We start from the raw sequence: 20,563 nt of genomic DNA, 5'->3' as shown, positions 1-20,563 counted from the left end.
TACGCTGAAACGAGAGATGGGATGAAAACGGTTCGCTAGAACCGGGTCGCTTAGGTCCTCGATCGGAATGCTAAGGATTGCCAACAGGCACTCGCTCCTTGATCAGGCCGGCAATTTGGATGGTGGCATGAGCGCCGGCCGAGGGATCATGGGCGATGTTGTGCTCAAAGCAATTGGCCGCGCAACGCGATCGGGCTTGGAGCTTGTCCGTCCCTCTCATTGACACGCCAATTGAAGCGTTCCGGCGCGAAGGTGTGCGCAGCAATCGCAAGCGGCAAGATGTCCAATCGCGAATTGCCGCCGGTGTTGGTCAGGTAGATCGGTAGGAGGCTCGAATAGAAGGCCCGCCGAAGCAGCTCATCATCAAAACTGATCGAGCTATAGCCGACCACGGTCGCGGGAGACCAAGCCGTCAAGACCTCATGAATTCGCCTGCACATCTCGTAGTGCGACGGGATCTGCAAATCGAACAGCTGATCGACACGCACACCAGCGACGACCATGGCGCCTGGCGATGGGACGATGTGTGGGAGCAGCCTGCAACGTATCTCGAAACTGTCGATGACGTTCAGATCATCATCGGTCAGAGCCGCTGCGAACTGCAGTATCTGATCGAAGCATCTGTCAGCGCCGGTGGTCTCGGTGTCGTAGAAAATAAAAGCCATCAGCCGCCCGTTTCTGGTAGATCATGCAAGAAGTTCCGCACATGGGGCAAGGTGCGAATGCACCGGCAGGAGTGAACATTGATTCCTTTTAGACCGGTGTTCTGGGCTGTCCTTGGTTGCCTACCAGACGACCGATCGCGTCCGGAACGCTCTAAGCTAATGGTGCATTCCAATTCCTGCGGGGTTAATATCCTGAGGATCTGCCAATCCGAATCCCCAGGAACCAACCAACATCCTCACACGGGCAAAATGCCCCAAACATGAAGTCCTAGGGATACCGCGGTCCATCTATCCGGATGCCTTCTGGCGCCACCAAGATTCCGGAAACGGAAGCGCCCAACCTCATGGGATGCTGTCGACTTCCACCTCACGGTTGGGGTTCTCGCGAAGCCAAGCTCTTTCTCACAGGCCGACTCGCAATGTTCGGAAGCGTGCGTGCTGTAATTTTGGCCGCTGCGAAGCACGGGTGGCATCTCAATCTAGATCGAAGCCGCGTATTAAGGACAAACGGGCCGGACGGCGCGGAACAGTTCCCCGCGTTTGTCTTTACGGCGGGGGAGAACCAAATCGCCGACGGCCTGCTCGAGGCCGCCGAGCGGGTTTTCCGTTTCGCTTAAGCTCGCCCCGAGCCCGCACGAGTGCGTGCGGGCATTCCACCGGATTCGATCAGAGATGTTTGGCTGGTCATTGTTCGGTCCGTCACAATGTTGCAAAGAGAAATCTAACTATTTGATTTGATCGAACTAGGCTCAGGACTCATTGATTGAGCCAGAAAATGACGGTGGCTGCGATGCAGATGGCAGACATGAAGGTGTGCGCACAGCGGTCATAGCGGGTGTGAATGCGCCGCCAATCCTTGAGCCTGCCGAACATGTTCTCAATCTTGTGGCGCTGGCCATAGAGTGCGGCGTCGTGGGGGATCGGCACCTTTCGGTTGACCTTTGACGGGATGCAGGCGGTGATCTTGCGCTCTGCGAGAGCAGCGCGGAACCAGTCGGCGTCATAGCCCCTGTCTGCGAGCAAGGCTTTGGCCCTGGGCAAAGCATCGATCATGAGGGCAGCGCCTTTGTAGTCGCTCATCTGCCCCTCGCTCAACAGCATCACCAGCGGTCTGCCTTTGCCGTCGCAGACGGCATGTAGCTTCGAGTTCAGGCCGCCTTTGGTACGTCCGATACGTCGGGGAACAGCCCCTTTTTGAGCAGACTTGCTGCTGTCCGGTGGGCTTTCAAGTGGGTCGCATCGATCATCAGATGGTCGGGCTTCCCGCCCTTCGCCGCGAGCGCCGCGAAAATCTTGTTGAACACGCCCAGCCTGCTCCAGCGAATGAAGCGATTGTAGATCGTTTTTGGTGGGCCATACTCCGTAGGCGCGTCCCGCCACCGCAAGCCGTTCCTGATCACGAAGATGATCCCACTGATGATCCGACGATCATCGACACGAGGCACTCCGTGGGACAGCGGAAAATATGGCTCGATGCGGCGCATCTGCGCTTCCGACAGCCAGATCAAATCACCCATGACAGCATCTCCTTGCGCCGCCACTGAATCAACTGATCGATATCCACGCAAGCGATTTAATAGGTCCTGAGCCTAAGCCAAAGATCAATCCTTTCTTGCATCGCTGCGCTGATCGACCGTGATCCGCAGGGCAATCATCACAATCTTGTCCAGACGCCTCCTGCAATCGACGAACGAATCGCGGCGTCGATGAAAGCCAAGCCCTTGACGCCGTCGTCGACGGTTGGGAACAGCGTTTCGGGCGCAAGCGGCCTACCCTGGCGCAAGGCGACAATCGTCTCGGCGACTTCCTGATAGAGGGTGGCGAAAGCTTCCAGGTAACCTTCAGGATGGCCAGCCGGAACGCGCGAGGCACGTCTGTTTGATTCATCCGCGCCGGCGCCGTTGCGGGTAATGATTTGCCGGTTCTGGCCGAGCGGCGACCAGACCAGCTGGTTCGCGTCGCGCTGCGTCCATTCCAACGCACCCTTCGAGCCATAGACGCGAAGACTGACCTCATTCTCGTTGCCGATGGCGACCTGGCTGCACCAGAGACTGCCGCGCGCGCCGTTTTCATAGCGCAGCATTATCTGGGCGTTGTCGTCAAGCCGCCGTCCTGCCACGAAGGTGGTAAGCTCGGCACATAATGCGTCAGGCTCGAGCCCGGTGACGAAACCGGCAAGATTGAAAGCATGGGTGCCAACGTCGCCAATTGAGCCGCCCGCCCCCGAGCGTGCTGGATCCGAGCGCCACTCGGCCTGCTTGCTGCCGCCGTCCTCGAGTTTCGTCGCCAGCCAGTCCTGCGCGTATTCGACCTGGACGATGCGGATGTCGCCCAGGTCGCCGTTTCGGACCATGGCGCGGGCCTGCCGAAGCATGGGATAACCGGTATAGGTGTGGGTCAGCGCCACGACCAGGCCAGAAACCCGCGCCACCTCCCGCAACGACAGCGCCTCGGCCAGCGTCGTCGTCAGCGGCTTGTCACAAATGACATGGATACCGGCATCGAGAAAGGCGCGGATGGCCGGCGCGTGCATGTGATTGGGGGTGACAATCGAGACCGCTTCGATGCCGTCGGGGCGGGAGGCCTCGCTGTGCGCCATGTCAGTGAAATCGGCATAGCTGCGGGTCGGGTCGAGACCGAGTAGCGCTGCGGATCGTGCCGCGCGCCCCGCGTCCGAGGACAAGGCTCCCGCGACCAGGTCGTAGCGGTCGTCGAGCCGGGCGGCAATGCGATGCACCGCGCCGATGAAGGCTCCTTCGCCGCCGCCTATCATCCCCAGACGGATGCGGCCACGCCTTCCAGCGAAACGGTTGCCGCTCATGGCGCTCTCCATTGCTGCGGTCGACCTGAGACGTGGCGGGCGGCAGACCTTGGCGGCCTCCCGCCGGCCATCACGCAGCCGCGCCCCGTTCGGCGATGATCTTGTCGGCGACGCGCCAGGCATTGGCCATGATGGTCAGTGTCGGGTTGGCGCCTGTGCCGGTCGGGAAAGGCGATCCGTCCACTGCGTAGAGGTTCTCGACTTCGTGCGCCCGGCACCATCTGTTGAGCACCGAGGTCGCCCCGTCATCGCCCATCCGCGCCGTGCCATGCTGGTGCGAGCAATTGCCGGTGACGCGGTCGGCATAGACCTTGCGGATGGTCAAAGCGCCGCTGGCCTCCAGAATGTCTGCACCGCGATCGATCAGGTAGCGTCCCTGGTCGAGATCGTTCTGGTGCGGCTTCAGTGTCACGCGCGCGACCGGCAGTCCCCAGGCGTCGACCACCGTTTCGTCGAGGTCTATGCGATTGTCGTGCTGGGGCATGTCGTGCAGCACCATGGCAATCGCCAGCGAATGGCTGAAGTGGTCGCGGTCGTTCTTCTTGGCCTCAGCGCCCCAGGATGGCGTGCCCGGCATGCGCCAGTTGATCGGCAGCGGGATGCCGACGCCCGCCACCGCGATGTGCCCACCTGAGACGAAGCCGCGCGATGCGTCGTGCTCGTAATGTTGGAAGGTCGAAGCGCTGACATAGCCGCCGCCGGCCCAGGCATAGACCGGATCGTTATAGGTGCCGACCGCAGCCGAATATTCGTGAAAGGTGACGTTGCGCCCGACCATGTCGCTGCCATTGGCTACGCCGGTCGGGAAGCGTCCGGACTTCGACAGCAGCATCAGGCGTGCGGTTTCCATCGCGCCGCAGGCAAGGATGAAGAGATCAGCCTCCTGCTCTATCGTGTCGCCGTCGGCGTCCTGGTAAATCGCTGCCTTGATGTTGCCTTGGCCGTCCAGAGTGAGTTCGCGAACCACGCAGTCCGGCCGCAGCTCGAAATTTCCGGTTGCAACGGCGTCCGGGATGAAGACGTTGAGCGCCGACGAGCGCGTTCCGGTCGGGTCCCCGTGCTGCTGTGCAAAAGCGCTGACCACCGTCGCCTTGCGACCGTTGAAAGGGCGCGACAAGGCGGCCTGCGGCGTCGGGAAGGCGTTCCAACCAAGCGCGTTGCAGCCCTTGATGAACTTCTGTGCATAGCGCGACATCGGCATTGGCGGACACGGATAGCCGCCCGAGCGGTGCGACTCGAATTTGTTGGCGCCGGGCTGGCCGGACACGCCAAATGCCCATTCAACCTTGAGATAGTAAGGCTCGAGCTCGTCGTAGGTGATCGGCCAGTCGGCAAGGCTGGTGCCCGGCAGGTCGCCGGCCACGGTGCGCAGGCGGAAATCGTTCTCGGTGAAGCGCGGCAACCAGCCCTGCCAGTGGACGGTGCCGCCGCCAACCATCTGCGGCACCGGGCAGAACATTTCGGAACGCGCGTCGTCTGAGGCGGTCTCGCGCCATGTGCGCGGATTGAGGATCGGGTCCGGCCACAGATTGTAGCGATTGATGTTGGCGAGCTCGTCACCGCCAAAGCTCTCCTTCTTCCGCCACGGCCCCTTTTCGAGCGCCACGACCTTGATGCCGGCTTCGCAAAGCACCTTTGCGGCGGCGGCGCCGGACGCGCCGGCGCCAATGATCACGACGTCGGTTCTCGCGGGTTTGATCTTATAGGCCATCGTGGAACTCCCTGACCTTGTCCGCTTCGCCTTCGGCGAAATACTGCAGCGTGGTGTAGCGGCCGGTGTGGACATCCTTCAGCGAGGCGGGGCCGGGAAAACCGATCACCTCCCAGCCGATCCGGTCCCTGTTACCGCCATAGACGGGGTCGGCATAAAAGCCCTGGCGGGTGTGGGTGACCAGCAACGGCAGGAAATCGAGATCGACCTCCGTTGAGGTCTGCTGCAGCGCGGGTTGGGGCGAAACCGGACCGGCGAGCGCGTCGTTGACGGCGAGCGTCGTCGGCGCACCCGTGCCGGCCTGCTCCAACTCGTGGAGGATATCATCCTGCTGCTGTGGCGCCAGCGCGACGAAGTCGGCCGAAAATCTCTCGTGGGCGCTGGCGTCGAGGTCGAGCAGTCCGGCGACATAGCGTTCGCGCATGATTTCGATGCGCTGCATCCAGGCCTTGGCCGATGCGCCTTCGAGAACTTCGAAGCCGGAGCCGTCGGGCTTGGCGAAGATGTAGCCGATACCGGAGAGATAGCGGTCGAGGAAGTCCACGCAGCCGGCTTCGCGTGCGCCCGGCGTATCGTCGGTTGGAATGATGCGGGCCATCGCGGCCTCCACGGTGGCGCGCTGATGCGGATTGAAGAAGGTGTCAGACATGGCATGTCCCTTGCTGCAACTATCTTTTCGGGTCGACGCGTCGGGCCTGCGCACCACAAGCCTGATGCCTGGCAACGCCCAGCCTGTGGTCTCCTGCGGTCCCTCTAACGCTTGCGCGTTTGGCTGATGGCGACTGCAATGATGATGATGGCGCCGCGAGCGATCAGCTGCTGGCTGAATTCCAGTCCCATCAGCACGAGGCCGTTGTTGATCAGACCGATCATCAGCGCGCCCATGATAGAGCCGACCACTGTGCCGGCACCACCGAACAGGCTGGTGCCGCCAAGCACGGCTGCGGCGATCACCGAAAGCTCGTCGCCTTCGCCGAACTGGAAGCGGCCGGAATGGAGACGGCCCGCATAGAGCATGCCGGCCAAGGCGGCCGCCACGGACGACAGCATCAGCACGCGGAATTTTATAGAGGCGGTGTTGACCCCGGAGTAGCGTGCCGATGTCTCGTTGCCGCCGGTGGCCAGCACGCGTCGTCCGAACGTGGTGCGGCGAAGCACGATGTGGCCGGCGATGCCGATGATTGCCACCCAGATCAGCAGGCTAGGTATCGGGCCGAGGTTACCGGCGCCGAAGATTGCCGCGTAGGGCTTGCTAAGGATGGGGATCGCCGCGGTGCCGCTGATCCACATGGCGACGCCGCGTGCGATGCCCATCATGGCAAGGGTGGTGAGGAACGAAGGAATGCCGATGCCGGTGGTCAGCCAGCCATTGACGGCGCCGACGACAACGCCGGTGCCCAAGCCGTAAAGGATGCCGCCGGCGATGCCGAACTGGTCGATGCCCATTGCCGTGGCGACGGACGCGAGGCCCGCAACAGCACCGACCGAAAGGTCGATCTCGCCAGTGCTGAGCACAAAGGTCATAGTCACCGAGACCACGGCGATGATCGCGGTCTGACGGATAATGTTCAACAGGTTGTTGGGGTCGAGAAAGCCCCTGTCGCCCAGCGTCGCGGCAAAGACGAGGAAGATCACCAGGAAACCGATATAGATGATGTATTCACGCCAGTTGGCCAGTGCCGAGAATTTGCTGGCTGATGCGGCCGTGTCGGTCATTGGATGGTTCCTCCGCGGGCTTCCTGCATGAATTTGTTGAGTTTCTGTTCGGCGTGCTGAAGGCTGTCGATCGAGTCCGCCTTGGTGGCGTCATCGAGGTCGTGACGGGCGATGTCGCGCACGATGCGGCCTTCCGACATCACTAGGATGCGATCGCAAGCGGCGAGCAGTTCCTGCAGCTCCGACGACAGCACCAGGATTGCCTTGCCGGATTTGGCGAGGTTGCGGATGAGTGTCACGATCTCCGATTTCGAACCGATGTCGATGCCGGCGGTTGGTTCGTCGAGGATCAGCACCTCCGGTTCGGTCGCCAGCCATTTGGCGATGACCACCTTCTGCGCATTCCCGCCCGACAGTGTCCTGATGGTCGCCTTGCGCGAGTCGGTCTTGATGCGCAGGCGCTGGATCGAGCTTTCGGCCAGTGCCGCCGACTTGGTGCGATCGACCCATGTCTTAGTCGAAAGGCGATCAAGGTTGGGCAGGTCGATGTTGCTTTCCACTGAATGGAAGGCGACGAACCCCTGCCGTGCGCGATCTTCCGGCACCAGCGCAATGCCGGCGTCGATGGCATCTCGCGGCCTGGCGATCGAAACCACCTTGCCTTTGATCCGGATCTCGCCACTAGTCATCGGCTGGACCCCGGCCAGCACGCGCGCCAACGACGAGCGGCCACTGCCCAGCAGGCCAGCGACGCCGACTACTTCACCGCGGCGAAGCGTCAGATCGATACCGATAGGCTTGCCGGAGCCCGAAAGGCCGCGTGTTTCGAGCAGCACTTCGCCGATCGTCGCCGTCTCGCGCACCACGTCGGAGAAGCCGCGAGAGCGTCGGCCGATGATATGGGCGATCATCGATTCCAGCGTGAAATCTGACATCGGCGCGGTGATGATGTGCTTGCCGTCGCGCAAGATGGTAGCGCGGTCGGCGATGCGGAAGATCTCGTCCATACGGTGCGAGACATAGACGATGGCGACGCCCTGGCCGCGAAGCTGGCGCACATAGTCGAACAGCCGCTCGACCTCGTTCTGCGACAGTGCTGTGGTTGGCTCGTCAAGCACCAAAACCTTGCACGGTTGCGAGGTCGCCTTGACGATCTCGGTGAGCTGTCGGTGTCCAGCCGGAATGTCGGAGACCTTGGCGCTGGGGTCGATCTCGACGCCCATGCGCGCAAAAAGCTTTCGCGATTCGGCCACCGCGGCTCTGTCGTCGATGAGCCCGGCGCTGGTCCTGATCTCACGGTTGAGAAAGACGTTCTGCGCCACCGTCAGCGTCGGAATCAGGCTCATTTCCTGGAACGCCATAGCGACACCGGCATTGCGCGCGGCCTCAGCGGTGAAGGTGGCCAGCGGCACGCCGCCGATCTCAACCGTGCCCGAGGTTGGCGGCTGCACGCCGCGGAGAATTTTCAGGATTGTCGACTTGCCGGCGCCGTTCTCACCGAGCAGTGCGTGCACTTCGCCCGGGCTAACCTCGAGATGAACGTCGTCGAGCGCCCGGACACCGCCGAAACGCATGCTGACATTTCGCATTCGGACGGCTTCGGCTGCGTTGGCAGTGTTCATGACAACACCTAGGGCAAAACAACGGTTGCGTCGGGTGGGGGGAATGGTTCGGCCTGTCGGACAGAAACGCTGCGCTTCTGCTCGAACTCGGCCGAACCATCGCCACCGGGAGGACCTGTGTGCGAAGTCTACTGCATGCTTTGCTTGATCTTGTCGGTGACCGGCTTGTGGTAGACCTGCTGCCAGGCATCGGCGAGATTGGCCTTGGTTACCGGCAGTGCCGGCAGCGCGACATAGGCCGGCGCCTGCTTGCCGAGCAGGCCGTAGCCGGCCAGCATTGCCTCGGTCACGCCCTGGTCGTAGGGCCGCTGCGCTGACAGGCCCTTTACCGGACCGTCGCTCGCCATGTTGATGGCGACGTTTTCGCCGAGGTCGCAATTGACGATCACCAGGTCGTCCCGGCCATTGGTGAGGGCGGCGGAGATGACGCCTTCCGCGGGCACATCCCACACCGCCCAGATGCCCTTGATGCTGGGATGGGCGACGAGCAGGGCGCCTGCCGCCTTCTCGGCATCGCCTGAGAAGTCGGGACCGCCGATGCCTTGCTCGGCGACGACGTGGATGTCCGGATAGTTCTCGGCCAGCGTCTTCTTGACGGCGTCGTAGCGCTGCTTGGTGACGAAAAAATCGGCTGCATGGAAGATCAGTCCGACATCGCCCTTGCCGCCAAGTGCCTGCGCCAGCAGGTGCGCTGTGGCGACGCCGTTGCCGTAGTTGTCAGCCGAGACGGAGCTAACGTAGTCCTTGCCGGCTACAAAGCCTTTCGGCACGTTGTCCATGAACACGAGCTTGGCGCCCGCGTCGGCCGCCGCTTTGTAGGCCGCTGCGGTCGCGACCGGGTCGGTCGGAATCGATACGATGATATTGGGCTTCTGGGCCATTACGGTTTCGAGGTCGGACACCTGCTTGTCGGGCTTGAAGCCTGCGTCGGTAACGGCGACGACTTCGATCCCCATGGTGGCGAACTGCGCTTTGAGGCCTTCGATCTGCGCCTGCGACCAGTCGTTGCCGGCATAGTGCATGACTATGGCGGCCTTGGCATGCATCTCCTTGATCTTTGCCAGTTCCTCATCGGTAAGCTTGACGCTCGAGGCGGCTTCCGGCTTCTCGCCGTTCGGTCCGAGGCTCATCACATGCTGGCCGATCTCGGTCAGCGCCTGGGCGGGGTCAGTGGCGTAGGCGGCGTTCGAGACAAGGCCGAGGCCGAGCGTCAGACAGATTGCCGTCGACCGAAGCAAGGTTTTCATGCGCATGGTGTTTCCTCCCTGATGTTGTTTGGTTTTCGTTGTTGCAGTTACAGGCGCTTCCCGGCGTCTATGCCGGTCGGTAACTTCAGACTTTCGCAAGTTCCGCTTGCACAAAGGCGTGGCTTTCCCGCGCGCCGGCGGCAGGATCGGCCCAGGCGTCGAGTTCGTTGCAGATCCAACCCGTGTAACGGATGTCCTTCAAGGCCCGGATCACGGCGCCGTTGTCGCAATCGCCCCGGCCGACCGGCACGAAGGCGAACGGGTCGCGCTGCCAGCCCTTGAGGTGGACATAGGAAATGCGTGATGCGTGCTCGCGCACCATAGCTGCCACGTCGCCTCCGGCAGCGGCCAGATGCGCGGTGTCCGGACAGAACCCGATTGCGGTCTTGCCGAAGATCGTCCGCACCTCGTCGGGGTTCTCGACGATGGTGGACAGGTGGGGGTGGTAGTGAGCCTTCAGGCCGTGCTCCGCAGCGATTGCCATCACCTTGTCGAGCGCCGAAGCCAAGGCATCGTAGTCGCTTAGCCGCGTCCCGTCGTGGCGCCGCGCGCCGCCGCCAACAACCAGGTGCTCGGCGCCGAGCGCACGGGCTGCGTCCGCCGCCTTGGCGACGCGAGCCAGTTCTTCGTCAAGGATGTCCTTGAAGATGAAGTTGCCGCCGGCATAGACCGAGACCAGCGACAGGCCGGTGTCGGCGAGGATATTGCGGATGGCGGCGTAATCGTCGCCTGCGCTTTCGACTACATTGCCGTCGAAGAACTCGATGCCATCATAGCCCGCTGCTGCAATATCGCGCGCGGCCACGGCCATGTCCCCGAACGTCCGGTAGGCCAATCGGTTGATTGAGGTAACGCCAACGGCGTCGCCCCCAAGTGGACCCCAGCAATTGGCGTGATAGGCCAGCTTCCAAGCAGTCATGGCGTCTCCTCCGACACGTCCCGATATGCTTTTGCATCTGGAAACGGATCTTTAGTTGATAAAAATCAAAAGTCAATTTACTTTTCTGTGTTAGCGACAAAATTAGGCATTGCGTCTTCTGAAAGCGCTCGTCCATGTTGGACGACGAAGGAGCGATCGGCTGTGGCTAGGACTGGCTTGGGACGCACCGCAGTTGCGGATGCAGATCGATCCGGGGAGACGGGTTCTCCGGCGACGACGGACCGCGTCAAAGCCCTCGAAGCCGAACGCCAGAGTCTTGTTTCGCTTCTCAACATTCTGCGATCGAGTGAACCTTGCACGCGCCTCGACCTCGAACGAGAAGCCCGGCTCGGCCGCGCCGTGGTCACGGACCGCCTCTCGACGCTTGCTGCCTTCGGCCTTGTCGACGAAGGCGGTGTTGGGCGCTCCATAGGCGGGCGTGCGCCGCGTCTGGTGCGGTTTCGATCGGAGGCCGCGCGCATTCTGGTTGCCAACATCGACGGCGACACCATCAGCCTTGGTCTCGCCGATCTGGACGGGCGGCTCATCCTTGAGCACTACGAAGATTTCGACGCCGCTTCCCCAGCGCAGGCGCTGTTCGATCGGCTCGAGGCGCTGTTCAATTGGTCGCTCGGCAAGGATGGTGCTCCGCTGTGGGCGATTGGTCTGGGAGCGCCGGGGTCGGTCGAGCAGAAGGACTCGAAAAGCCTGGCGATCCCTAAACTTAGTGCGATGCCTGCTTGGGACGAGGCGAAGCTTCTGGAGCGTTTGATACATCGTTTCCAAGCGCCAGTCTGGGTGCGGGGCGCCGTGCAGATGGAAACGATGGGTGAACTAAGCGCCCTGTCGGCGGAAGCCAGCCGCGACTTGCTCTATGTCGACCTTGGCTCAGATATCACCGCCGGCATCGTTGTCGACGGCCGCCTGCATCGTGGCGCGCAAGGCATAGCGGGACAGATAGGGCATGTTTACGCCGGCGAGCCGCACAAGCGCATTTGCGGTTGCGGCAATGTTGGCTGCCTGCAAACCGTCGCCGGCTGCGATGCCATCGCCCAGGCCGGCCTACTAGCGGCAGAACAGGGGCGAAGCCGTCTTCTCGGCGAAACGCTCGCCGCGACCGGGACGGTGACGGCGGCCGACATTGGCACGGCGGCCCGCCTCGGCGACCCGTTCTCGGCCGACCTGCTGGCGCAATCCGGACGGCTGATCGGCACAGTCCTGGCGACGCTGGCCAATATCCTCAATCCGTCGATGATCGTTCTCGGCGGGGAACTGTCCCAAACGGGGGACATCTGCCTGGCGGCGATCCGCGAGGGCATCTACGGGCACGCGCAGCCTCTCATCAGCCGCGATATCAGTATTGTCCATTCGCGCATGGGGCGGTCGGCTGGACTTGTCGGCGCCGCATCTGTCGCCGTGACCGAACTGTTCGCCCCCGCGTTCCTCAGCGAATGGATCGTATCGGGCACGCCGCTTGCCCACGCCGGGGTTGCCAACTTGCTGGCTGCTGTCGAGAAGACGGCGACGACAGGCGGTTGAGCTTGCAGCCCGCCCAACCGGCTGTCGCTCAGTCGCCGCGATCAGCCGTGGCGCTTGCAAACCCGAACCCCTGCGGTAGGTTTGATTCAATACAGCTGCCCGCAGAGGTGGCGGGTGGGAGGAGCAACGGGATGCAGAGAGCTGATGCGGCAATGCCACCCGGATGTGTGTTGCCGGTTTCGTCTGTTGCGCGTCCGCTGGTTGCAGGCCTGGGACCACATGGCGAACGGCCGGCATCTCCCGAATTGCTGCGCCCGTCTGCCGACATGCTGGAGCGCGCCAGGGAAAGAGCCTTCCGCGTGGCGATTGTTCTGCACACGACCGCTTCGGACTGGGCGCAGCGTCAGATCGCGGGCATCAAGGCAGGCTTGGAGCAGGCGGGCGCCGTCGTCGTCGACATCGTCGATTGCGGCTACGACCCGGCCACCCAGATCGCAGCGATCGAACGGCTGGTGCAATCGAAGCCGGATGCCGTGATCAGCATCCCCGTCGGAAGCACGGCCGTGGCCGCAGCTTTCCGCAAACTGGCGGTCGCCGGGATCAAGCTCGTCCTGCTCGACAACGCGCCTTCCGGCCTGCTTCAAGAAACCGACTATGTAAGCGTCATATCGTCCGACAATTTCGGGCTTGGCCAGATCGCCGCCAGTCTGATTTCTCCGCACATCCGGCAGAACGGCACAGTCTGCGTGGCTGCCTACAATGTCGACTTCTTCGCGACGGCGCAGCGTGAGATCGCATTCGGCAAGTGGATGCGGCACGAGCGCCCGGACATCACGCTGACGCAGCTGAAATTCGAAGTGCCAGCAAATGCCGGCAGCGCTGTCGGTCTCTACCTTGATGCCAATCCTGATCTTGATGGACTGTTTGTCGTCTGGGACGAGCCAGCAGTTGCATCGCTGCCGGCTTTTTCTGGCCGCTCCCGGGTCCCGGTCATGACCACGGTTGATCTCGGTAGCGCGATCGCTGAGGCCCTTCGCGAAGGAACGATCGTCAAGGGTGTTGCGGCGCAACGGCCTTTCGAACAGGGGGAGATCGCTGCCGCGGCCGCGATTGTCGGGCTGACCGGCAATGCTGTGCCGCCGTGGATTGTGCTTCCGGGCGTAGCAGTGACCTCTGGCAATGTCGCGGAAGTCTACGAGCACGTCGGCGGCGCGCCCAGCTTCTATTCAGCCGACGTTACTAGAGGTTAAAGAGCGCCTCATGGAGGCAAACATGCCCATCGATTCGAAGGTTATGCGCGGTCATTCTGGCGGTCGTCACAATGTTACAAAATGGCCGATAAGTCATTGATTTTATTAATGTAAGCTAGAGTTCAATCCTTTCTCGCAGCACCAGCGACTATCCGATCCATACCTACGCACAGGGAGCTTCGGTTCCTTCGCAATCATCTGCGGCGGGAGAAACCCAGGGTTCGCGTCAAAGCGTCGTCCCGGCCACTATCGTCGAGCGTATAGTTGCGGGCACATGCAAGGGCGGGGGCCAACCCCGTCCATTCCAAACTGGCCCCGGCCGCTTATCCGACAAGCCACCCATGGTCTAGCCCCTGACCGGGAAAAGCACGAAACCAAATCATGCCGCTCCTCTAGACGGTGAGAGCCCAGGAAATGGCAATCCTGGGCTCCGCCATAGATGCCACGTGATTGGCGCAGGCGCCTGGCCCACGGCTGAACCGTCCGCACCAGGGTCTCTGATCATATCCTCAATGCGATGAGACACGGACCTGACGCGGTAACCGGAACATCGGAAGTTCTGGCGCATTGCTAGTGGACACGGTTGCGGCTCACTGCCTGCGGACTCAAAATGCGACGCGCGATTACGGATGCATGGGGCTTGCTTCGAGAAAGTGTGGTTGGCTTTGTCAACGACAATGCACTTAGTCATGGTGCGGCAATGGCTTTTTATGCCACCACATCGCTGGCGCCAATCTTGCTGATTGTGGTCGCAATCGCAGGTCTCGCTTTCGGTCATGATGCCGCACAATTGGCTTTGTCTGCCCAGATCTCGGGTCTGATGGGGCCGGAAAGCGCGGGTCTCCTTCAGACCGCGCTCGAGAGCGCATCCAGTAAATCCTCCGGGACCTGGGCGACCGTCATTGGCATGGTTGCCTTGTTCGTGACCGCTTCTGGCGTCTTTGGCGAAATGCAGCAGTCGCTGAACACGATATGGAAGGTCGAACCGCAGGGGAGTTCGTTGTCGCGTCTGGTGCGGGCACGTGCAGCGAGTCTGGGTTTGGTCGCTGCACTCGGTTTCATGCTGCTCGTATCTCTCGTAGCGAGCGCGGTGATCTCGGCGCTGGGTAACATCATCAACGCTTACCTGCCGTTCGGCACAGTCGTTCTCGGTGTGATCAACGCGGCTATTTCGTTTGTCCTGATCTCATTGATGTTCGCTGCCATCTACAAAGTCTTGCCCGATCGAACCCTCGAATGGCGCGATGTCGGGATTGGTGCCGTGATGACCGCTGCGCTGTTCACGCTCGGAAAATCACTTATCGGCTGGTATATCGGCACCAGCGCCATCGCGTCCTCATATGGGGCCGCCGGTGGGCTGCTCGTCATGCTACTCTGGGTCTACTACTCGTCGGAAATTTTCCTTCTCGGCGCGGAATTCACTCGCGCCTATTCCATTCGAAAGGGCAGCAGGTCCGATCTGGATCCTGTGATCCACAACGCCTTGCCCGCAAAACACGTCGTCCCATTTCGGGCAGAGCAAGAGGTCAACGCTTCTGGCGTCGTCGCGCTGATAGCGATGGCGTGCGTGAGTGCAATGATGACCATCCTTATGCTGGGTCCTCGCCGGCAGTAAGATATTTTTCGTCGAATCGGGAGGAACTCTCGTGACCGTCGACCACACTGAAGAAACGTTGATCGCTCAGCTGGCGGTCCGGCACTCGATTTCGACCGACGCTGTCAAAGCCGTCCTGCAGGCCCTTAAGGCAGGCGGCGGGAGGATGGCGCAGTTCAGTCATAGGGAGTTTGGAGGTATGGCGCAGTGGTCATCTGGCATGACGATGGTGGGAGACATATTCAGTGATTCACTTAAGGCGAAGCTAAATGCGATTGCCACCGAACTGGCGGAACACCTTAGCGACAACCCCGAAGCGTTGGTTAGAAGCGATGAAGTCAGCTATCGCTCTCCTCTGCGTCCCACGAGTGCCGCATGGTGGCCTGCCGAGTTCGGTCAACCGAACTCGACGGGTGCTCAGAATGATCTGCGCTACGCGATTTTTTCCAGTGCCCGGCGCCTCGTGATCGATGACCACGGCGAACATACTGTTTACGACACCGGCGAGCACCACATCTCAGGTATTAGCCAAGCTCAAAGCTCGGGATCGACACTGACTTTCACCGGCCAGGACGGGCTAGTGCGGGTGTCGGATTTGAAGAAAGTCCCATCCGGCTCGTAGAATTTCTTCCGCCGCACCAACGCGGCGATGAACTCCGGGTGCACATCTGATAGCCAATGCAGCGGGTCTAGGGACTCGTCGGCCGAAGCCGGATCGATGCAATCAGAATATAGCACCGCGACGAACGCCTTTACCTTTTGGGACTCCATACGAAACCGCTGGCCCCGCGACGCCGGTCTTGCCTTTTGTTCAGCCCGAACCTGAAAGACCCACTCATTGAAGCGGGTATCGATCAAGATGTCCGCGGCGTCGATGGCGCGGGAACGAAATGTCGTCGCATCGTCTGCCGGCCACCGGAGTGGTTTTTCCTCTAGCCGCTGGGCCAGATTCCTGCATCCGACTTCTTGCATCGTTCGGTCCGGCCCAATAGAAGACCTATCAACAACGGAAAGGGAAAACATAGATGTCCGCGGAAGCTGACCGAAACGCCAATTTAATGGGTTTGACCGCGGATATTGTCGCCGCATTTGTCCAAAACAACTCGGTGCCGGTCGCCGGTCTGCCGGATCTTATTTCCTCGGTGAATTCCGCACTGTCGAGCTTGAGCCAGCCGAGGGTTGCTGAGCAACCAGCACAGACACCAGCGGTCAATCCGAAGCGGTCGGTGTTTCCCGACTATATCGTGTCGCTGGAAGATGGCCGTAAGTTCAAGTCAATGAAGCGCCACCTTGGCTTGTTGGGCATGACGCCAGATGAGTATCGAGCGAAATGGGGTTTGCCGAAGGACTATCCCATGGTGGCCCCAAGCTACGCCGCCCAGCGATCGGAATTAGCCAAGTCTAGCGGGCTGGGCCGAAAGTCCATCTCGAAAGCTCCCGCTAAGAAGGCGCCGGCCAAGAAGGCGGCGACAAAGGCAGCGAAGGCCTAAGACGCTGTTTGACAACTTTTGACATAGGCGTTGGTGTGTGATTCACGGCTTGGATGTGGACAGCAGCAAGCCGAGGCCGAATGGCCAAGATCGAGAAGAAGACGAAGCGGTATTCGAGCGACCTGACCGGTGAGGAACGGTCTGTGATGGAGCCGTTTCTGCCGAAATCGAGCGGGACAGAGAGCCCGCAGCGAACGGATTTGCGCGAGGTTTTCGATCCGCTACATGGTGCGATCGTGCTGTGAGTGGCGGATGCTGCCGATCCACTTTGCGCCTTGGCAGACCGTGTATTGGTGGTTCCGTCGGTTCGTCCGGCAATTTCTGTTCGGGACGCCAGCGGCGGCCGGCACGCGCGGCTTCGACGGCGGCAAGAAGATTGTCGGCCGCAAGTGCCACATCGCCGTGGATACGGACGGACGGCTGCTGACGGTCAATCTCACCACCGCCAACATCTCCGACAGTGCCGGCGCGCAGAACATCCTCGAGGCTATTCGCAAGCGCTGGCCCTGGATCAAGGATCTGTTCGTCGACGGCGCCTATGACCGTCGACAACTCCTGGACAAGGCCGCCTTTCTCGACTTCACCGTCGAGATCGTCCGCCGCACCGACGCAGGCTTCAAGATCCTACCCAGACGCTGGGTGGTCGAGAGGACCTTTGCTGGCTCACACGCTATCGAAGGCCCGTGCGCGACTACGAGGCCCGCATCTAGGTCGCCGAAGCCTTCATCTACGCCGCAATGGCAGCGTTGATCGTCAGACGAACCACCCAATAAAAGTTGTCAAACGGACTCTTGGTGCCCGGAATCAAAAACCCCGGGGCTCGCGAGCCGGGGTCTGTGGTAGCCGAGAGAAGGCTGATCAGAATTTGTAGCTCAAGCTCGCGGATACAGTGTGCGTGCTAGGCTTGAGAATGGTTGGGCCGATCTGGCTATTCGCAAAATCATGGCTGCCGAAATCCGCAAACGAATAGTCGACACCAAAAATCAAATTGTCGGTCAGCGCATAGTCGACGCCGACGCCAATGGTCCAGCCAGTATAGGTTCGGCTAAGAGGGTCGGACAGACCAAAGATGCCGCTATCGTAGTAGATATCGTCCGCATGAAGAAACGCGACGCCGCCCTTCACATAAGGCATAAATCTGCCTGCTGCATAGCCGGCCTTGGCCACGATCTGGGCCTGCCAATCTGCGCTCGCATGTATCGTTTCGCCAATAGCAGCTATAGTATCATCTGAACCTTTATTGAACACAGCTACTAGCGAAGCCTCAGCGCCGATTACGACGTTATTCTCGAACTGATAGTTGTATCCGATCTTGCCACCAATCGCGCCCGACGTGCTGTTAGTATTGTAATCTGGCGGAACATAGGCCGGGATGGTCATGTCCCCCTTTAGAAAATTGACACCAGCAACAATGCCCACGTATCCGCCGGTCCAGATGAAGCCGGCTGGGGCGGCCTCTGGTGCCGGCTCGTTGACAACCGCATCCGCCGCAAACGCGCCGCCGGCGACGGCAAACAGAAATGTAGACGCAAGAAGAATCGTTTTCATGGCAGCCCCCAAGCAAAACATCAATTCGGGGAGTCCATACACACCGGCTTCCGCAATTGGAAGTTGTGATACTGATCCCGGATAGAGTCGTCGCCTAATGTTGCAGAACAGGCACATCTGCAGAGATGCTAATACAAACCATTGTCGCTCGGCGGCGCCGGGCGGCTTGCGTTTGATTGCCTGCCGGGGCGGAAGGCTTGAAGCATAGACGCGTCGGTGAAAAAATGGCTGCCGCGAGGAACGGATCACCTTACGCAAATCGCGTTCTTATCGAGTCAGTCCACAATTGGACGCATCTATCAGACCTCGCCGCTGGCCTCGGCCGGCCGGCTTTCGCGTTTTAGCACCTGCTTGACAATGTCCGCTCCCTCGAGGCTCTCTGGCCGAGGGCACAAGGGGATAAACGATGGGAAGCAGACCCGAAATGCGCCTACCCGAAGAAGCGGCGGTGTAAGCAAAGCCCGCTGCCTTTCGGTAGCGGGCTAGCCGTGAAGCTTGTAATGTCTCTGCTCAGCGCCGTGCGATCAACAGGCACAGTTCCCGCAAGTCGCCGTCGTAGGCGCCTGAGCTGCTGAGAACGTCAGCGCAGCGCTTTTTCATCCGCGTCACCTGACCGCTAGACATGTTCGCGACGACGCCCGGCAGACCCGCAGTGCCAGGAACACCGGGTGTGCCCGGTGTTCCTGAGGTGCCCGGCGTGCCAGGAACTCCGCCAATGCCGACACCAACACCGAGACCACCAGTCCCGCCGACCGTCGCGCCTAGGCCGGCCGTAACCCCGCCAGCGCCGCCGACCTTCGCCCCTCCACCCGCAGCAATACCGTTGCTACCTCCGATTGTTGCACCGGCACCAGCGTTGACGCCGTTTGCGCCGCCAACCGATGCGCCAGCTCCAACGTTAACGCCGCCACTACCTCCAACCGATGCGCCAAGTCCGGCATTGATGCCGCCAGACCTGCCCACATTTGTGCCCGCGCCGGCAGCAATACCCTTGCCGCGCAATATAGTTGCACCGACACCAACGTTGACGCCACTGGTGCCGCCAATAGATGCGCCGGCTCCGGTCGTAACACCGCCGCTGCCGCCGATCGACGCGCCGACACCGGCATTGACGCCGCCGCTACCTCCGATAGATGCGCCAACTCCGGCATTGACGCCGCCGCTGCCCCCGACAGAGGCACCTGCGCCAACGCCGATTCCAGCCGCGTTGAGAGGAAGAGATAGAGCTATAAGAAATGCACCACCCGCCAAAGTCTTGGCGATATTCCTTACGATATTGGCCATGACGTTTTCTCCTTGGAGTTGCCTTGAAGCAGCCAGATCGGAGTTGGGCTACTTCACCGCTAAGCTACCGAGAAGATTATTGGTTCCTAATATAAGAAAATCCTTGCGATCGTGACTTGTAAATCGTCGGTTATATCGGATGAAGTAGAGCCTTATTTTTATCAAACACGACGTTTCGCCACGCGGCCAAGACCGGCTGCTGAAAAGGTGGACCAACCTCGATTATTCAAAGGCGCAGAGGCCAAGGTCCGCAGCAACGACATGCCCAATGTCGACATGGTTCTTCAGCACAGTGTGGCGTCTGATATCGTCTGGCATTCGACCGACTAGGCCGGAAACGGCGGCCCGAAGATTCTCCTTGGAATCGTTCGCGCAACTCTTGGCGACCGGACGTCGGCTGCTTCTGGCGCGGTGCTGACCGTGATTTGCCGTGCTTGCAAGTTGGCTTCCCTGTGGCAGGCGATGAATTCCACAACGACAGTCCGGGACCTGACCCACGAGAAGACCTGAGCATCATCGACCGCCATGGGCCAACATCGATCAGGTCAAGCCGAAGACGCGGAATTTTCGATAAGTGCATGTTGGGAGGACTCGGTCTGGATTTCTTCTGTAAGAACTTCGAAGCGAGCGAGTCTCGATGGGCCGAAACTGGTCGAGAGCGCGACATCAGTCGCGTCGCAACCCGTCGCCATTAAGATTCTACCGATGCGAGGGCGATTATGACGGGCATCGAATGTGAACCAATGACCGCCTAGATACGCATGGAACCATGCGCTGAAATCCATGGGATCTGGCACTGGCGGCACGCCAATGTCGCCGAGATAACCGGTGCAATAGCGCGCCGGGATGTTCATGCATCGGCACAGCGAGATCGCCAAATGCGCGAAATCGCGACAGACGCCCATTCGATCGGTAAGGGCCCCATGCGCGGTGCGCAGCGAATCCGCGGCCTGGTAATCAAAGGCGATGTGATTGTGAACGAAATTGCAGATCGCCTGAACGCGCGCCCAGCCGGGTGGGGTATTGCCAAAATTCGCCCAAGCGAAGTCGCCAAGCCGATCGGTGTCGCAATAGCGGCTGCCCAGGAGAAACCTGAGCACGTCGTCGGGCAGTTCCTTGACGTCGTGCTGGATGGCTTCTGGCATGACGACATCGGACCTCCCAGTATCGTAAATGTCGAAACTCATAGATATCGTTGTCAGCCCTGCAGGCGCTTCTATTCTCGTGCACGCGTTGCCGAAAGCGTCAATGTAGCCGCGGGCTTCAGGAACCAGGCA

16 protein-coding genes and 3 pseudogenes are annotated in these 20,563 nt (G+C 60.8%); 7 read left to right on the top strand and 12 right to left on the bottom strand.

Features of this window, described 5'->3' with window-relative positions; genetic code table 11:
* Window positions 1-164: 164 nt before the first annotated feature.
* The 9 genes from DBIPINDM_RS11090 to DBIPINDM_RS11050 form a co-directional block, all read right to left on the bottom strand.
* Window positions 165-665 carry an exonuclease domain-containing protein gene (locus tag DBIPINDM_RS11090; RefSeq protein WP_258585756.1) on the bottom strand — a complete coding sequence of 167 codons (501 nt, stop codon included), beginning with the start codon at window positions 663-665 and terminating at the stop codon, window positions 165-167.
* A 756-nt stretch (window positions 666-1,421) separates the two neighbouring features.
* Window positions 1,422-2,182 (bottom strand): IS5 family transposase gene (locus DBIPINDM_RS11085; protein WP_258585755.1). Its coding sequence is split into 2 segments (ribosomal slippage): window positions 1,422-1,849 and window positions 1,849-2,182, totalling 762 coding nucleotides; the frame shifts between segments, so codons are not numbered across the junction.
* A gap of 137 nt (window positions 2,183-2,319) precedes the next feature.
* On the bottom strand, window positions 2,320-3,486 hold the full coding sequence (locus DBIPINDM_RS11080; RefSeq protein ID WP_258585754.1) for a Gfo/Idh/MocA family protein: 1,167 nt from the start codon (window positions 3,484-3,486) through the stop codon (window positions 2,320-2,322).
* Between the two features lie 70 nt (window positions 3,487-3,556).
* A complete protein-coding gene (locus DBIPINDM_RS11075) occupies window positions 3,557-5,197 on the bottom strand; it encodes a GMC family oxidoreductase (RefSeq protein ID WP_258585753.1) in 1,641 nt (546 codons plus the stop codon).
* Window positions 5,187-5,846 carry a gluconate 2-dehydrogenase subunit 3 family protein gene (locus tag DBIPINDM_RS11070; protein ID WP_258585752.1) on the bottom strand — a complete coding sequence of 220 codons (660 nt, stop codon included), beginning with the start codon at window positions 5,844-5,846 and terminating at the stop codon, window positions 5,187-5,189. Before DBIPINDM_RS11070 ends, DBIPINDM_RS11075 begins: the two co-directional genes overlap by 11 nt.
* Window positions 5,847-5,950: 104 nt before the next feature.
* Window positions 5,951-6,913, bottom strand: coding sequence for an ABC transporter permease (locus tag DBIPINDM_RS11065; RefSeq protein WP_258585751.1), 963 nt, complete (start codon window positions 6,911-6,913; stop codon window positions 5,951-5,953).
* A complete protein-coding gene (locus tag DBIPINDM_RS11060) occupies window positions 6,910-8,442 on the bottom strand; it encodes a sugar ABC transporter ATP-binding protein (RefSeq protein WP_258585750.1) in 1,533 nt (510 codons plus the stop codon). The genes DBIPINDM_RS11065 and DBIPINDM_RS11060 overlap by 4 nt, the downstream gene beginning before the upstream one ends.
* Window positions 8,443-8,603: 161 nt before the next feature.
* On the bottom strand, window positions 8,604-9,728 hold the full coding sequence (locus tag DBIPINDM_RS11055; protein WP_258585749.1) for a substrate-binding domain-containing protein: 1,125 nt from the start codon (window positions 9,726-9,728) through the stop codon (window positions 8,604-8,606).
* Window positions 9,729-9,807: 79 nt separating this feature from the next.
* Window positions 9,808-10,641 (bottom strand): sugar phosphate isomerase/epimerase family protein, encoded by an 834-nt coding sequence (locus tag DBIPINDM_RS11050; RefSeq protein WP_258585748.1) that lies wholly within the window; start codon window positions 10,639-10,641, stop codon window positions 9,808-9,810.
* Between DBIPINDM_RS11050 and DBIPINDM_RS11045 the strand changes: the two genes are divergently transcribed.
* The 7 genes and pseudogenes from DBIPINDM_RS11045 to DBIPINDM_RS11020 form a co-directional block, all read left to right on the top strand.
* The gene (locus tag DBIPINDM_RS11045; protein WP_258585747.1) at window positions 10,615-12,180 is read left to right on the top strand and encodes an ROK family transcriptional regulator; all 1,566 of its coding nucleotides are present in this window, start codon (window positions 10,615-10,617) and stop codon (window positions 12,178-12,180) included. The two genes, DBIPINDM_RS11050 and DBIPINDM_RS11045, sit on opposite strands and share 27 nt — an antisense overlap.
* A 266-nt stretch (window positions 12,181-12,446) precedes the next feature.
* The gene (locus DBIPINDM_RS11040) at window positions 12,447-13,370 is read left to right on the top strand and encodes a substrate-binding domain-containing protein (RefSeq protein WP_258585746.1); all 924 of its coding nucleotides are present in this window, start codon (window positions 12,447-12,449) and stop codon (window positions 13,368-13,370) included.
* Between the two features lie 610 nt (window positions 13,371-13,980).
* Window positions 13,981-14,985: a YihY/virulence factor BrkB family protein gene (locus DBIPINDM_RS11035; RefSeq protein WP_258585745.1), complete on the top strand. Its 1,005-nt coding sequence runs from the start codon at window positions 13,981-13,983 to the stop codon at window positions 14,983-14,985.
* Between the two features lie 31 nt (window positions 14,986-15,016).
* Window positions 15,017-15,586: a hypothetical protein gene (locus DBIPINDM_RS11030; protein WP_258585744.1), complete on the top strand. Its 570-nt coding sequence runs from the start codon at window positions 15,017-15,019 to the stop codon at window positions 15,584-15,586.
* A 129-nt stretch (window positions 15,587-15,715) separates the two neighbouring features.
* Window positions 15,716-15,900: pseudogene (locus tag DBIPINDM_RS43605) on the top strand (hypothetical protein); the annotation flags it as partial.
* An 89-nt stretch (window positions 15,901-15,989) separates the two neighbouring features.
* The gene (locus DBIPINDM_RS11025; RefSeq protein WP_258585743.1) at window positions 15,990-16,454 is read left to right on the top strand and encodes a MucR family transcriptional regulator; all 465 of its coding nucleotides are present in this window, start codon (window positions 15,990-15,992) and stop codon (window positions 16,452-16,454) included.
* 53 nt (window positions 16,455-16,507) lie between these two features.
* Window positions 16,508-17,161: pseudogene (locus tag DBIPINDM_RS11020) on the top strand (transposase); the annotation flags it as partial.
* A gap of 151 nt (window positions 17,162-17,312) precedes the next feature.
* Here the strand turns inward: DBIPINDM_RS11020 and DBIPINDM_RS11015 are convergent.
* The 3 genes and pseudogenes from DBIPINDM_RS11015 to DBIPINDM_RS11005 all read right to left on the bottom strand — a co-directional run.
* Window positions 17,313-18,002, bottom strand: a complete 690-nt coding sequence (locus DBIPINDM_RS11015) for an outer membrane protein (protein WP_258585742.1) — start codon at window positions 18,000-18,002, stop codon at window positions 17,313-17,315.
* A 510-nt stretch (window positions 18,003-18,512) separates the two neighbouring features.
* The gene (locus tag DBIPINDM_RS11010) at window positions 18,513-19,286 is read right to left on the bottom strand and encodes a hypothetical protein (RefSeq protein ID WP_258585741.1); all 774 of its coding nucleotides are present in this window, start codon (window positions 19,284-19,286) and stop codon (window positions 18,513-18,515) included.
* Between the two features lie 545 nt (window positions 19,287-19,831).
* Window positions 19,832-20,551: pseudogene (locus DBIPINDM_RS11005) on the bottom strand (transglutaminase-like domain-containing protein); the annotation flags it as partial.
* Window positions 20,552-20,563 lie beyond the last annotated feature (12 nt).

The sequence above is a fragment of the Mesorhizobium sp. AR02 genome, assembly GCF_024746835.1.
Taxonomy (GTDB): Bacteria; Pseudomonadota; Alphaproteobacteria; order Rhizobiales; family Rhizobiaceae; genus Mesorhizobium.
The sequence above is the reverse complement of the archived record's forward strand: the minus strand, read 5'-3'. Positions and strand labels throughout refer to the sequence as shown.

What these genes read in the sequence shown, in the direction of transcription:
- DBIPINDM_RS11075 (WP_258585753.1), bottom strand. Translation starts at nt 5,197, where the DNA reads ATGGCCTATAAGATCAAACCCGCGAGAACCGACGTCGTGATCATTGGC.
- DBIPINDM_RS11065 (WP_258585751.1), bottom strand. Translation starts at nt 6,913, where the DNA reads ATGACCGACACGGCCGCATCAGCCAGCAAATTCTCGGCACTGGCCAAC.
- DBIPINDM_RS11080 (WP_258585754.1), bottom strand. Translation starts at nt 3,486, where the DNA reads ATGAGCGGCAACCGTTTCGCTGGAAGGCGTGGCCGCATCCGTCTGGGG.
- DBIPINDM_RS11090 (WP_258585756.1), bottom strand. Translation starts at nt 665, where the DNA reads ATGGCTTTTATTTTCTACGACACCGAGACCACCGGCGCTGACAGATGC.
- DBIPINDM_RS11035 (WP_258585745.1), top strand. Translation starts at nt 13,981, where the DNA reads ATGCGACGCGCGATTACGGATGCATGGGGCTTGCTTCGAGAAAGTGTG.
- DBIPINDM_RS11010 (WP_258585741.1), bottom strand. Translation starts at nt 19,286, where the DNA reads ATGGCCAATATCGTAAGGAATATCGCCAAGACTTTGGCGGGTGGTGCA.
- DBIPINDM_RS11060 (WP_258585750.1), bottom strand. Translation starts at nt 8,442, where the DNA reads ATGCGAAATGTCAGCATGCGTTTCGGCGGTGTCCGGGCGCTCGACGAC.
- DBIPINDM_RS11070 (WP_258585752.1), bottom strand. Translation starts at nt 5,846, where the DNA reads ATGTCTGACACCTTCTTCAATCCGCATCAGCGCGCCACCGTGGAGGCC.
- DBIPINDM_RS11025 (WP_258585743.1), top strand. Translation starts at nt 15,990, where the DNA reads ATGTCCGCGGAAGCTGACCGAAACGCCAATTTAATGGGTTTGACCGCG.
- DBIPINDM_RS11050 (WP_258585748.1), bottom strand. Translation starts at nt 10,641, where the DNA reads ATGACTGCTTGGAAGCTGGCCTATCACGCCAATTGCTGGGGTCCACTT.
- DBIPINDM_RS11040 (WP_258585746.1), top strand. Translation starts at nt 12,447, where the DNA reads ATGCTGGAGCGCGCCAGGGAAAGAGCCTTCCGCGTGGCGATTGTTCTG.
- DBIPINDM_RS11015 (WP_258585742.1), bottom strand. Translation starts at nt 18,002, where the DNA reads ATGAAAACGATTCTTCTTGCGTCTACATTTCTGTTTGCCGTCGCCGGC.
- DBIPINDM_RS11055 (WP_258585749.1), bottom strand. Translation starts at nt 9,728, where the DNA reads ATGCGCATGAAAACCTTGCTTCGGTCGACGGCAATCTGTCTGACGCTC.